We start from the raw sequence: 13,048 nt of genomic DNA, 5'->3' as shown, positions 1-13,048 counted from the left end.
CCGCCGTGGCGACCTGATCAGCCTTGGACCTCTCCGAAGGTCGGCGCTCTTACACCACCTCTCGGGGCACTACCCGGGTCGGATTGGGTCGCGCCACTGCGGCTGCCGCGCGGCGATGATCGCGACGAGACTGCGTGCCCTTTGGGGCGCCCCCATCCGTGCTGTGGCGGCCAGTTGCTGTATCGCGGCTCGGGAGTGCTGCGCGTGTCGTGGCGGCCGGTGGTCCGGGCATTCGATATTTACGGCCAGCGGGCCTGACGATGCGCCTGCTGCGCAGGCCTTATCGGTCCCGAAGCGGCTGTCGGTTTGCAGAAGTGCTGATGCGGTGTGGGGCCTGGTCGTTTCAGCCGTAGCCCCGTCGCCGGATCTTCCGAAGATTTGTGCGCTGATGCACAAAGCGCGTGTGTCATCCGAAAACCGCCCGTCTGGCCCGCGACTGTTACAGAAAACGCGGTGAAAATCGACCGGGCGATTCACGATTCGTTTCGTAATATCAGACGATTAACCAGAACAGCAACCCGAACAGACTTTTGTTCCAGCCAGAATTCTCACATCCCCAAGAGCGCGCGAGAGCGATCCTGTGATTTGAACCTTTGCGCCCTGCGACCGATATATCTGCCACAAGACGGAAACGTTGAACATAAACGCACAGACCAAACCGGAGATATCACATGACCCGCATCGCTCTCGCCGCCGCCGCCGCCCTGACCGCAACCGCCGCTCTGACGGGCGCCGCATCGGCCCAGACCAACAACACCGGCAACGCCGCCCGCATCGCCCTGTCGCGCATCGCGCCGAACGCCGATGTGGCCTCGCTGAGCAACGCCGAAGCCGTCGCCGCATGGCAGGTCGTGTCCGACCAGGGCAGCGCCGCAAAGGCGAAATTCCAGGCCGAGGCGCTGATCCGCAACTTCAACAGCTGACCGCTGCCGTCGCCTTGGCGGGCCAGCCGCCCGCCTTGGCGCAACGCACATACCTGACACAAGGGGCGCCCAAACCGGGGCGCCCCTTGGCGTATATGTCGCCCCGCCGCCGGGCCGTGGCAAGGGCGGCAGGAACCGCCCATGCCGCGATCCGGGCCCGAAACGTGAAGACGTCGCGCAGGAAAGATCCTCTGTTCATCGCCGCCAAGGGCCGTGATAGCGTCCCTCCCGATCAACAAAAGACACACCAACCGTCCGGATCGAGGGGAGACATGCATGGCCGGCAAGGCTCTGAACAAGGCCAATCTGGTGGCGCTTGGCCCGGACACTCTGGCGGATCTTCTTCTCGAGGCGGTCAAGGGCGACGCCGCCCGCCAGCGCCGGGTGCGCATGGCCCTGAGCGCGGGGCAGGGGCCAGAGGCCATCGCGGCGGATCTGCGCAAGCGCTTCGCCTCGATCCGGCGGGGGCGCAGCTTCATCTCGCGCAAGGCGCAGAAAAAGCTGGGGCAGGAGCTGCACGACCTCACCCGGCAGATCGAGACCCGCATCGCGCCCGAGGCCCCGGACCAGGCTTTCGACCTGCTCTGGGCGCAGCTGCACCTCGCCGAGGGCATCCATGAGCGCAGCGACGACAGCTGGGGCACCATCGGCGAGGCGATGCGCGACACCATGGCCACGATCGGGCGCATCGCGCCGACGCTCTCGCAAACCCCCGAAGCGCTGGCGGACGATATTTTCGAGGCCATGTCGACAGACGGTTACGGCGCCTTCGACCACGCCATAAAGGCGCTGGCCCCGGCCTTGGGAAAGCCCGGTCTCGCCGCGCTGAAAGCCCGGGCCGAAGGTGCAGGGCAGGCGCCGCTGACCGAGGCGGACCTGGCATTTTACACCTATCTCTCGGACCCGTCCGCCCGCCAGGCCCGCGCGTTGGAGAGCCGGAACCGCACGTTGCAGATCATCCTGCAAGACGTCGCCGACCAGCAGGGGGATGTCGACGCCTGGCTGGCGAAATACACCCCAGAGCAGCTGACCTACCACACCATCGCCCCCGCGGCGGCGACGCGCCTGCTCGAGGCGGGCCGCGCCGAGGAGGCGCTGCGCCTGATCCGCACCGCCATCGACGGCTATGAGCGCGACTGGCTGGACCCGCGCGAGATGGATGAGGTGCATTTCGCCTGCCTCGCCGCGCTTGGCCGAGAGGACGAACTGCGCGCGGCGCTCTGGCATCGCTTCGAGACATGCCTCTGCCCCGACGCCCTGCGCCAGCATCTCAAGCGCCTGCCGGACTTCGAGGATATCGAGGCGGAAGACGCCGCGCGCCGCGTGGTCCTGACCTTCAGGCCGGTGGAGGCGGCGCTGGCCTTCTGCCTTGCGAGCGGGGATCTGGCGCTGGCTGCGCAGCTGATCGACGCCCGCCACGCCGAGATCGACGGCGAGGATTACGAGGTGCTGACCCCGCTGGCCGAGGCGCTTTCGGCGCCCCACCCGCTGCAGGCCGTGCTGCTCTGGCGCGCGATGATCGGCTTCGCCCTGACGCGCCAACGCAAGGGCCGCTACGGCCACGCCGCCCGCCACCTGACCGCCTGCGCCGAGGCCGATGCGGCGATCACCGAGTACGGCCCGCATCCAACCCACGCGACCTACACCGCCGCCCTCGCCGAAGCGCATCCGCGCAAGGCTTCGTTCTGGGCGGGGGTTTCGTAGACGGCGCGCAGGCCTTTGACGTGATGCCAGCCTGATCGGGAGAGGCAAGGCGGCTCCGCTCATCCATCCGGGAGAGAGGTTCTGGAGGATACTTCCGGCCCTGAGCCGACCTTCGTGCCAGCCGCATGACATCACCGGACCACGGCCAAAGCTGACTTCCACACCATTTACTGCTGCCAAATGCGCCCGGTTCATCTACCAGTCATCTCTACGGACACGATCGTCATGCAGGAGCGCCCAAACGTATGATGGCCCGCGAACAATGTTGTTTACGGATCCCGGACCATCAAACGGCGCGACTTCGAGCGCCTTGCCGAAGTTTGCCTTGGTCAAGTTGTACTCTGTCCGGGTTACACAAAGCACCTCTCCAGAGATCGAATATAAAAATGGCTTGCCGGTCTTGGTGAAAAACTCTTCGCCCTGAAGATCCCTCAACCGTCTCCACACTCTATCTATGTTCTTCAACGTACTTCTCCCTAACCTCATCCGAGGATCCTACCTGCCCGAGCCTTCCGCAAGGGGCACTTCGCGCCTTTCAAAAGGTCAGCGATCCAGAACAAGATGCGGCCCAAACCGGCCCACAGCGGCCTTTCATTGGGGATGTCGGATGCTGCAGCGCGGCCCTTCAGACCTGCCATTCGCTGCAAGCGCAAAATGGAGCTGGCCGCGAACGGGCAAGGTGCGGGACGAAGTGAGATTTCGCCGCACTTCACGCAAATGTCCGCGCAAATTTTATTTCTCGGCACAGACTAACCTGAGTGTGTTTAAGGCATTAATTGCGGCGGGAAGACCTCCATAGAGCGCCATTTGCCAGATCGTCTCGGCGATCTCTGTTTCTGTTAGCCCGACCTTTAACCCCGCTTGGATATTGATCCGAAGCTGTGGTGCGGTTTGACCGCCCATTGCCGACAGGGCCGCAATCGTCGCGATATAGCGGCTTTTGAGATCAAGCCCCGGACGGGCGTAAAAGCGTTCATAGGCCATGTCGATGACGGTATCCGCCATGCCCGGCAAGAGGTGCCCATATCGCTCCTCCAATACGTCACGGACGCCCGGATTGAGGCTGTCGGCCAGCCGTGTACCCTTTGCCTCTGTCATCTTAGCGCACCGCCCAAGGTGAAACCGCCGTCCACGACAACGTCCTGCCCGGTTACGAATTCGGCGTCGTCAGACAAGAGCCACGCCGCCGTGCCGGCCACATCCTCGGGGCGGCCGTTCCGCCGCAGTGGCGTATGGCTGGACAGTCGGCTGGAAATGTCCGCGTCCAGAACCTCATCCGCCATCGGGGTTAGAATGATGCCGGGACTGATCGCATTGACGCGATTGCCGCGCGGCCCTTCCTCCACGGCCCAAACCCGCATCATCGCGAGCAATCCGGCTTTTGTCGCGGCGTAGGCGCCTGATCCTGGCATGACCGCTCCGGCTGTCCATGACGCATTTATCAACACTGTGCCGTGCTCCATATAGGGTAAGCATTGCGCGACCGTTTGCTGGGTCCCGACAAGGTTGGTTTGAACGAGATCGCTGAAATCGGCGGCATGCGTGTCACGTAAGGGTTTGAAATCGCCCAGACACCCGGCATTTGCAAAGACTGCGTCGAGCTTGCCCAATTGCGAAAGGGTGACCTCGACACCGGCTGCGATCTCCTTGGGGTCGGAGATATCGCGGACGTGAACAAATGCCGTGCCGCCGGCGGCACGGATGTCTTGTGCCACGGCCTCAAGCGGCGCTTCTCGCCGTCCCCAAAGCGCGACAGCCGCGCCTTCATTTGCCAATCGAAGGGCAACAGCGCGCCCCATACCAGTCCCGGCACCGGTCACCAGCACCGCGCGGTTTTCAAATCGCGTTCCCATCATGCTTCCTCGTCATTGATCGATGGAACAATGTGTAGAATAGAAAGAATTCAATGATAACGATGCGATATTTTGGATCTTTCAAAAGGATATCTTTTCAATGGACCTCCTCATCGCCATGCGCACCTTCGTCGCAGTCGTTCAAGCGGGGACGATGAATGCGGCGGCACAGAAACTCAACGTCACCAGCGCTTTGGTGGGGCAACGGATCGCCGCCCTGGAGAACCATCTTCAGGTGCGCCTGCTTAACCGGACAACGCGCCAGCATAGTCTTACAGACTTCGGCGAAAGCTACCTTGAGCAATGCCGGGATATTCTGGATCTGGTTGCGCAGTCCGAGGGAAAAGCCAGCGACCAGCAGGCCCAGCCGCAAGGGCGCCTTCGCATCGCTGCGCCGCTAAGCTTCGGCAGCGAAGCCCTGATCCCCGCGCTAAAAAGTTTCACCGATATGACGCCGGGCGCTGAGATCGACGTGGTCCTGTCTGACACCAATGAGGATTTGATCGCAGGTGGAATTGACGCAGCCTTCCGCATCGGAAAACTGGAGGACAGCACCCTCCTGCAAACCCAACTCGCCCCCTATCGAATGATGGTCTGTGCGTCGAGCGAACTCTTGATGGAACATGGCACGCCCCGGACACCATTGGAGTTGGAGCGATTTCGGGCTGTTCTCTTTTCAAGGACCGGACGCAGAGCTTGGCGCTTCGCCAAGGATTCCGAGATCCAAAAATGGACTCCGAAGGCGACGATTACGGTGAACTCCAGCCAGGCCGTACGTGTCGCGGCCAAAGCAGGTATGGGCATCGCCATGCTCCCCGAATGTCTCGTAACCCAGGATATCGCGGCAGGAGAGCTTGTTCGGATTTTGGCCGACTGGAAATCGCCAGAGCAGCCCATGGCGCTCATCTATCATCGTGACAGGTACAGACCTCAGAGGCTGGCGTCGTTCATCAACTTTGCCCGATCAACCTTCGGAAACCACACAACGAAAAGCAAAGGCGTGCATCTACCATGATAGAGCAGACGTTCAAATATGACGCAGCATCGGTCTAAATGGGCTCCAAGCCGACCTCGGATGCGTCGCAGCATCATGTGATATGTTGTTCTGTCAACGACGGGTTGTTGATGTGGGAGGGCGTGGTGGATCGGAGGATCCATCATGGAAACACCAAACTTACCTGCCATTCGCGCGCTTCGCCCTGCCTGGAACAAAGGCAGGATCGTCGGCCAGAAACGGCCACTCAAGCCCAAACACGTCTGGGCGATCAGGGTTCGACCGGAGCTGGCCGAGAACCATCGTGATCTGGCTCTCTTCAATCTTGCCATCGACAGCAAGCTGCGCGGCTGCGACCTGGTGAAGATGAAGGTGGTTGATGTCATGGCTTCAGGCCAGATCAAGGAGCGAGCGTCGGTTCTGCAAAGCAAAACGCAGAAACCCGTTCGCTTTGAAATCTCTGAAGGCACACGGGCGTCGCTCGGACGGTGGATGCGAGAGCCGCTGATGGTCGGATCAGAATACCTTTGGCGTGGGCGCTTTCACGAACGGCTTCATATCTCGACCCGTCAGTACGCCAGGATTGTTCGTGAGTGGGTGACATCCATTGGCTTGGAGGCCAGCACCTTCGGCACGCATTCGATGCGCCGGACCAAGGTCACCCAGATCTACAAGAAGACGGGCAACCTGCGGGCGGTCCAACTACTGTTGGGGCATACCAAGATGGACAGCACTGTCAGATACCTCGGCGTTGAGCTTGAAGATGCGCTGGCCATCGCTGAAGCTATTGAAATCTAAACGGCTGGGCCGTCTTCAAGGATGGCTCTGACCGGACGTCTGGACCGGGTGCGGCGAAGGTCGGCTGCAGTGGTGTCTTCTTCGAAGGACCTTTCCATACAGGCGAACCTGCATCCGATGCGGTGGTCATCTGCCCGCAGCCCATCGCGGGTCCTAGGCTGATGGCCCTAGGTTTCTTCCGAACGATCGGTCGCGGGCGTTGGCTGGGGGCTGAGTTGCGAAATCTCCGCGTAGGCATCCTCGGACAACTCCAAGGCGATCGCATCCAGCGACTGCTGCAACTGCGCGACATTGCGTCCCGAGATGAGCGCAGATGTCACCGCCGAATGCCGCGCCACCCATGCGACGGCAAGGGTTGTGGCCGCAATACCCAGACGTCGCGAAAGAGCGGCCAAATCACTGGCGGTCTCATGCATCCATGGCTGCCCATAGCGCGCGGCATAGGTTTTGTCCTCTTGCAAACGCCCTTGCGCGCCGCTGGTGTATTTCCCTGTTAGCAAGCCGCCGCCCAAGGGCGAAAAGGGGCAGACGGAGATGTCTTGGTCTTCACAAGCCGGAAAAATCTCCACCTCTACCTGTCGTTTCACAAGGTTATACATCGGCTGACAGACATCAATCCGGGTGCCGACAGCCTTGCAAACCGCTTGGGCTTTCATGATCTGCCAGGCTGCAAAGTTCGACACGCCAATGTAGCGGATCAGCCCCTGAGACTGCATCTCGGCCAACGTGCCGAATGTCTCCTCAAAAGGTGTTTCCGCGTCGAAACGGTGCAAATAGTAGATATCCACACCGTCCACGCCCAGGCGTTTGCGGCTTTCATCCAGAGCAGAGCGCAAGTTGTCCGCAGTGGCAGGCCGATCGTTAGGGGCTTTCGTCCCAATGATCAGATCATCGACGTTTGATCTCAGGATCTGTCCCAACATGCTCTCGGACGCGCCGCCGTTATAGCTGTAGGCCGTATCGAAGTGATTGATCCCCGCCGCGACACAGGCCTCGAACATCTCATTGGCGTTGCGCACATCCGCCGTGCGGCCAAATTGCATGGCACCAAAGCCCAGGCGCGAGATGGGCGTTGCGTTTCTTGTCTGAATGCGGGTCATTGGCGAGCTTTCGGGTTGGGAAGGGAACGTTGGGTGACTGAATCAAGCGGCGGGCAGCTTTGGCCCACAGTCCAACCGCACGATGTGATCCGCCTTGTCGCGTGGGAAGGATGACATGACCAAGGGATCATGTCCGGGCACGATCAATTCCGGTCGGCTGGCGAGCCGCTCGATCGTCACGAAGCCGTCAAGCATGTCCTGCATGTCGACCACGATGGGAAAGGGTTTGCGGCTCTGGAAGTTCTCGTAGAAATGCGCGGCGTCAGAGGCCAGCACGAGCCATCCCGCTGATGTGCGCACCCGCACCGCTTGCAGACCCCGGCTATGCCCGCCGATGCGGTGGACCGTGACCCCATCTGCCACCTCGGCATCGCCATCATGGAACATGACCTTGCCCGAATAGAGTCGCTTGACCGTCTCGCAAATATGGCCCGCGGAAAAAGGCATCCGCAGCGTATCGTGGCACATGCACGGCCCCGTGGCATAGGCCATCTCGGCCGCTTGGATATGCAATCGTGCGTTGGGGAACAGGTGCAGGCCGCCTGCGTGATCGTAATGCAAATGGGTCACGATCACGGTCTCGACCGCTTCGGGCGCGATCCCCAAAGGCGCCAAAGCGCTGCGCGGATCAAGCCGGATCGGCCGGCCCCGCGCATCGGCCTCGGCCTCATCATAGCCGGTATCGACAAGGATCACCCGATCCCCCCGGCGCAGCACCCAGATGAAATAATCCATCGGGTGAGCCACGTCGTGGCGATCGTCGAAGACAAAGCTATCGCCTCTGACCCGCGCGTTGCGGTCCGCGTATTTGACCGCATGAACCTCCCATTCACTCATGATGCGACCGTGCTCCAGCTGGTTACCTCTTTGCCGGCCACCATATCAGCCGTGGCCGCGCTGAACTCCTTGAAATGGGCGCTGTCGCAATGCGCATCAAAGGCCGCGCTGTCGGTGTAGAGCTCATAGAGAAAGACCTGATCGGGCTTGTCTGCATCGGTGAGCACATCGAAGCGATGGCAGCCCGGTTCAAGCTTTTTGGACGCGGCGGCGTTTTCAAGCATCAGGGGCATGAACGCCTCCATCTGCCCGGCAGCGATGCGGAAGGTCACGCAAATGGCAAACATCATCTATTCCTCAATCTTGCGAATGTCCGGCGAACCACGGGCAATTGACCGGCGATCAGCGCCACGTTCAGCGTCAGCAGGACCGCGGCGGTGGGCCGGTTGAAGAAGCCCGACAGATCCCCATCACTGAGGAGCAGGGAGCGGCGGAAGGTTTCGTCAAAGAGCCCGCCCAGAATGACACCGATGACCAGTGGCGCTATGGGGAATTTGAGCAGGTTCATGAAATACGCCAGCGCGCCGACACCCAACATCAGGTAGAGATCGTTGATCCCCCCGCCCACGCTGAAACTGCCGATGGTGGTCAGGATCAGCACCACGGGCAGGAAAACGGTTTGCGGCAGACGCAGGATCTGGATGAACACCCGTGCGGTAAACAGCCCCATGATGAACATGGTCAGCGAGGCCAGGACCATGATCGCGCAGACCCGCAGGATGATCGACGGGTCAATCGTCGGCCCGGGGATGATGTTGTTGATCTTGAACGCCCCCATCAGCGCAGCAGCGGGCGGTGATCCGGGAATGCCCAAGACCAATAGCGGGATCAGCGCACCACCGATACAGGCGTTGTTCGCCGTCTCGGACGACAGCAGCCCTTCGATGGACCCTTTGCCAAAATTCTTGCCGTCATGGCTGGCCGATTTGCCGACTCCGTAGCTGACCCAACCGGCCACATCCTCGCCCACGCCCGGCAGCGCACCAACGCCCGTGCCAATCACGCCCGACCGCGCGATCGTGGGCATGTGGCGGCGCACGGCGGCAAAGTTCGGCAAGATGCGCCCGGTGAGCGCGATGGCTTTGCCCGGATCAACGTGACGCAGCCCGTCGATGATCTGCGGGATGGCAAACGCGCCCATCAGCACTGGGACAACCTGGAAGCCCGACATCAGATAGGACCAGCCGAAGGTATAGCGCGGCTCGCTCAGCAGAGGGTCAAGCCCGACCATCGCCATGGCCAATCCAGCAAGCCCCGCAATCCAGCCCTTGACCACAAGGTCCTCGGACATGAGCGTGCCGGATAGCAAGATCCCAAAGAGCGCCAGCAGCGCGGCGTTGTTGCATTACCGCGGCCTGAGGCGTGACTGCCCCTTACCCCGCTGACTTCAGGCCACACGGACGATCTCGGCGGTGCCGAGGGCGTTGAAGCGGTTCATGAGGGCGATGCGGATGTGGATTTCTGCGGTCTGGCGTTCGGGGTCTCTTGCAGCAATGCGCTCGCCGAAGGATTTCAGGCAGCGCATCCTCGCCTCGATCCTGCTGCGGACATGGTATCCAGTCCAGCGCTTCCAGAATGCCCGCCCGTAGTATCGCGTCGCGCGCAGGGTATCGTTGCGGGTGCGTGCCGCGGGGCAGTCTTCTTTCCATAGCCGCCCGTTCTTGCGGATCGGGATGATCGGAACCGCGTCGCGCTCGATGATAGCCTTGTGGCAGCGGCGCGTGTCGTAGGCACCGTCCGCGGTCACTGTGCCGATCAGTTCGCTCTCCGGGATCTGGCCCAGCAGGTCGGGCAGCACGGGGCTGTCGCCGTCGCGGCTTGGCGTGAATTCCACAGCACGGATGTCAGATGTGGCCGGGTCCATGGCCAAGTGTACTTTGCGCCACTGGCGTCGGCCCTGCACGCCGTGCTTGCGTGCCTGCCATTCGCCATCGCCGAGGAACTTGATCCCGGTGCTGTCCACGAGCAGGTTCAGCGGTCCGTTGGCGCGGCGATACGGGACCTGAACGGCCAAGGTCTTCTGCCTGCGGCACAGCGTGGAGAAATCCGGCACGGGCCAGTCCAGGCCCGCCAGTTTCAGCAGGCTCGCCACCATCCCGGCGGTCTGGCGCAGCGGAAGCTTGAACAGCACTTTGATCGACAGACAGAACTGAATGGCGGCATCGGAAAAGACCGCAGGCCGTCCAGGCCGACCGTCAGGCGGCGCGCGCCAGGCCATGTCCTTGTCGACCCAAATCAGCAAAGCCCCCCGCTTGCGCAGCGACGCATTGTAGCTGGACCAGTTCATCGTACGATAGCGGGCAGGTAATGGCATGCTCATGCGGCACATCTAACGGCATGGATTCGCCAAGTGAATCCCTTGCCGTCAGGCTTGTGCAACAACGCCGCACGACACAGGCCTCCGCTGCGCTCAGCGCCAGCCTGCCCCGCAGCAAGGCTCGCGGCACGTCCGCCTGCCCCAGCGCAAGATGCAGGACGCTCAGTGCCGCTCCCGAAAAGAACGCAACATCTTCAATGGTTTCGGCGCGTGCGGAGGCAATCCAAGACGGGGAGTCGGGCAGGGCCCCAAGGGCGCTGCGGTGATCCGGGCGAGCAAATGTCATGACCGTAGCCTATAGAAGCTCGGCGGTTTAGGCCACAAAATTCCGCCAAAACCGCCGCAACTTGCGCTTTGCAGATGTGTCCAATAAGTTTGCCTTATCAGACATGATAGTCGACGCATGGTTCACGCGCTGTCGAACGTGTCGTTGACTGTGGCGCAGGGCGAGGTTCTGGGCCTTGTCGGGGAATCCGCCTCCGGGAAATCCACGCTGGTGTGCCTAATTTCCGGCATCTACGCCCCCTCGGACGGCGGCATTCGTCTGCATGGCCGCCCCGTCGCCACGCGGCACCGTCACCAAGACCACGACCCGCGTGCAGATGATCCACCAGGCCCCGTTCGCCAGCCTTGATACGCGCATGCGGGTCGGCGAAACCATTGCCGAAGGGCCACGCGCGTATGGGCTCTGGTCCGCGCCCGAGGCCGTGCGGAACACCCGCGATCTGTTGGATCAGGTCGGCCTTGAAGGTGCCTATGCCGACCGCCTGCCCCACCAGTTTTCCGGCGGTCAGCGTCAACGCATCGCCATCGCCCGCTCGCTTGCGATGCAACCCGATCTGCTGGTGCTGTACGAAGCCGTGGCCTCGCTTGATGTGTCGATCCAGGCGCAGGTGCTTAACCTGTTCATGGATCTGGGCAAGCGGCTTGCGCTGACGGCGATCTTCATCAGCCACGATCTCGGCGTTGTGCGCCATGTCTGCGACCGCGTAGCGATCATGTATCTGGGCCGCTTGGTTGACGCAACACCCCTGCTCCCGGGCGCTGTTGGCCTCGGTCCAGGCCCAAGGCATCGGGCGCGCTGCATTCCAACCCATCAAGGGGAAATCCCGTCTCCGCTCAACACGCCGTCGGGCGACGCCTTTCACCGGCGTTGCCCGCATGCCGGCCCCCGCTGCCGCGCCGAGATACCGATGCTTGGTCACATGGGGGCGCAGCAGGGCGCCTGCCACTTGCATCACGGGGCACAGGGCAAGACGCAGCCTGACTGGGCGCGCCCGCAATTGGCCATGGCCAACTTCACATCCCGGACTCGGATATGACGATCCGGTTGAAATAGCCCGATGGGTGCTTGATCCGTTCAATATCGGCCGCGATACGGTCGAGACAACGCAGCACTTGCGAGCCTCCAAGCCGGGCCAAGCCGGTGGCAATAAGCGCATCCTCTATCCCCAGCATCTTGCCAAAGCCGTAGATCACCCTGTGCAACGCATGTCGCGTCCTTGGTGGATCGGGGTAGAAGCTGGCGAGCGTTGGCATGTCGGACCAATTGGCGTGTTCATCGCCGTCGTAGGGTTTTTTTGTATCTGTAGTTTTACGCTCTTTGTGCCGGACGTTTTGTCCGTCTGTGGCGGGCGTCTGTTCTGTTTCGGGGGTGGGGTTGGCCTTGGTCCAGGTTGCGATCAGGTCCTGCATCCGACGCAAAAGGTCACGCGCCAGGGCCGGGGTGATGCCCGCACGGCGCACCAAAGCGCGGGTCTGTTCGACCCAATCCCGCTGCGCGTCGTCGAGCGGAAGCGCAAGGCAATCCTGCCTCAGCCGCCCGATGATGGCCCGCAAACCGCGCAACTCGGCGTCCTGCTCGCGCCGTTGCCGGGCGCGATCTACAAGCGTTCCCGCCTGCACCAGAAGCGGCGACAGGTCGATCCCGAAGGCTCCGACGATCTCGCCGGCCCGGTGCACGGGAAAGCGTTTGCCATTGGCGCTGTCGCGGCGCTGGATCAGGCCGATGTCTTCAAGCTTGGCAAGGTGACGCCGCAACTGACGGTCGGTGATGCCGCGCGCGCGAAAGCACAGCGTGTCATTCGCCGCATAGATCGTCAGCAGCATGTCCGGCGCGATCGGCCGGTCGGTGCGCGTCTTGGGGTCGCGGCAAGGCAGGCAGCTGAGCAGCGCATCGATCACGACCACCGAGGCGGCGCGCAACCCAAGGTCACGCGCAACGGTGTTGACCGCGACCATCAGATCGCGGCGCGAAATCGGCGCGAAACCTGGCTGATCGCAAATCGCGCCATAGCCCGCACCGGTCAGACGGTCGGGTTGGGCACAGGTTTCCTGCGCCCCGGCGCGATGCGCCACGGAATTTTGGTGGGTCATCTGATGTCAGACGGCAAAAGAAGATCGTTCACCGAAATCGGTGTTGCAGTGATTCGTGATTGGGGGTACCAATGAAGTGCTAGTAAATCGGAACCCTTCGGAGTGCCTCACCGCCTTCGGGGGGTTTCTTTTTGCGCGCTGTCTGC

Annotated in this window: 14 protein-coding genes and 1 pseudogene; 6 read left to right on the top strand and 9 right to left on the bottom strand. The window is 62.0% G+C overall.

Features of this window, described 5'->3' with window-relative positions:
• Window positions 1-671 precede the first annotated feature (671 nt).
• Entirely contained in the window at window positions 672-923 is a 252-nt protein-coding gene (locus tag Q4543_RS18510) for a hypothetical protein (RefSeq protein ID WP_303440722.1), read from the top strand.
• A 276-nt stretch (window positions 924-1,199) separates the two neighbouring features.
• Window positions 1,200-2,627 carry a DUF6880 family protein gene (locus Q4543_RS18505; protein WP_303440720.1) on the top strand — a complete coding sequence of 476 codons (1,428 nt, stop codon included), beginning with the start codon at window positions 1,200-1,202 and terminating at the stop codon, window positions 2,625-2,627.
• 732 nt (window positions 2,628-3,359) lie between these two features.
• Here Q4543_RS18505 and Q4543_RS18500 read toward each other — a convergent pair.
• Both Q4543_RS18500 and Q4543_RS18495 read right to left on the bottom strand, forming a co-directional pair.
• Entirely contained in the window at window positions 3,360-3,725 is a 366-nt protein-coding gene (locus tag Q4543_RS18500; RefSeq protein WP_303440718.1) for a carboxymuconolactone decarboxylase family protein, read from the bottom strand.
• Complete coding sequence (locus tag Q4543_RS18495) at window positions 3,722-4,483, bottom strand: SDR family NAD(P)-dependent oxidoreductase (RefSeq protein WP_303440716.1); 762 nt, start codon at window positions 4,481-4,483, stop codon at window positions 3,722-3,724. Before Q4543_RS18495 ends, Q4543_RS18500 begins: the two co-directional genes overlap by 4 nt.
• A 97-nt stretch (window positions 4,484-4,580) precedes the next feature.
• Between Q4543_RS18495 and Q4543_RS18490 the strand changes: the two genes are divergently transcribed.
• Together Q4543_RS18490 and Q4543_RS18485 are read left to right on the top strand one after the other, a co-directional pair.
• Window positions 4,581-5,495 (top strand): LysR family transcriptional regulator, encoded by a 915-nt coding sequence (locus Q4543_RS18490; RefSeq protein WP_303440714.1) that lies wholly within the window; start codon window positions 4,581-4,583, stop codon window positions 5,493-5,495.
• Window positions 5,496-5,639: 144 nt separating this feature from the next.
• Window positions 5,640-6,272, top strand: coding sequence for a tyrosine-type recombinase/integrase (locus Q4543_RS18485; RefSeq protein WP_303440712.1), 633 nt, complete (start codon window positions 5,640-5,642; stop codon window positions 6,270-6,272).
• Window positions 6,273-6,439: 167 nt separating this feature from the next.
• On the opposite strand, the gene Q4543_RS18480 is transcribed toward Q4543_RS18485, so the two are convergent.
• From Q4543_RS18480 to Q4543_RS18455, 6 genes and pseudogenes are all read right to left on the bottom strand, one after another.
• The gene (locus Q4543_RS18480; protein ID WP_303440710.1) at window positions 6,440-7,372 is read right to left on the bottom strand and encodes an aldo/keto reductase; all 933 of its coding nucleotides are present in this window, start codon (window positions 7,370-7,372) and stop codon (window positions 6,440-6,442) included.
• Window positions 7,373-7,414: 42 nt separating this feature from the next.
• A complete protein-coding gene (locus Q4543_RS18475; protein ID WP_303440709.1) occupies window positions 7,415-8,209 on the bottom strand; it encodes an N-acyl homoserine lactonase family protein in 795 nt (264 codons plus the stop codon).
• Window positions 8,206-8,496, bottom strand: coding sequence for a putative quinol monooxygenase (locus tag Q4543_RS18470; RefSeq protein WP_303440728.1), 291 nt, complete (start codon window positions 8,494-8,496; stop codon window positions 8,206-8,208). Before Q4543_RS18470 ends, Q4543_RS18475 begins: the two co-directional genes overlap by 4 nt.
• Window positions 8,496-9,536, bottom strand: coding sequence for a tripartite tricarboxylate transporter permease (locus Q4543_RS18465; protein WP_303440726.1), 1,041 nt, complete (start codon window positions 9,534-9,536; stop codon window positions 8,496-8,498). The genes Q4543_RS18470 and Q4543_RS18465 overlap by 1 nt, the downstream gene beginning before the upstream one ends.
• 60 nt (window positions 9,537-9,596) lie before the next feature.
• Window positions 9,597-10,529 carry an IS5 family transposase gene (locus Q4543_RS18460; RefSeq protein WP_303440708.1) on the bottom strand — a complete coding sequence of 311 codons (933 nt, stop codon included), beginning with the start codon at window positions 10,527-10,529 and terminating at the stop codon, window positions 9,597-9,599.
• Between the two features lie 70 nt (window positions 10,530-10,599).
• Window positions 10,600-10,812, bottom strand: a pseudogene (locus Q4543_RS18455) (DUF1403 family protein); the annotation flags it as partial.
• 117 nt (window positions 10,813-10,929) lie between these two features.
• Between Q4543_RS18455 and Q4543_RS24645 the strand changes: the two are divergent.
• Both Q4543_RS24645 and Q4543_RS18450 read left to right on the top strand, forming a co-directional pair.
• Window positions 10,930-11,160 (top strand): ATP-binding cassette domain-containing protein, encoded by a 231-nt coding sequence (locus Q4543_RS24645; protein WP_368502168.1) that lies wholly within the window; start codon window positions 10,930-10,932, stop codon window positions 11,158-11,160.
• Window positions 11,075-11,848, top strand: coding sequence for an ATP-binding cassette domain-containing protein (locus Q4543_RS18450; protein ID WP_303440707.1), 774 nt, complete (start codon window positions 11,075-11,077; stop codon window positions 11,846-11,848). The genes Q4543_RS24645 and Q4543_RS18450 overlap by 86 nt, the downstream gene beginning before the upstream one ends.
• Here Q4543_RS18450 and Q4543_RS18445 read toward each other — a convergent pair.
• Entirely contained in the window at window positions 11,826-12,902 is a 1,077-nt protein-coding gene (locus Q4543_RS18445) for a helix-turn-helix domain-containing protein (protein WP_303440705.1), read from the bottom strand. The genes Q4543_RS18450 and Q4543_RS18445 overlap by 23 nt on opposite strands.
• Window positions 12,903-13,048: the final 146 nt, after the last annotated feature.

It is taken from the genome of Salipiger sp. 1_MG-2023 (assembly GCF_030547555.1).
Taxonomy (GTDB): domain Bacteria; phylum Pseudomonadota; class Alphaproteobacteria; order Rhodobacterales; family Rhodobacteraceae; genus Salipiger.
This window is presented reverse-complemented; position numbering and strand designations above follow the sequence as displayed.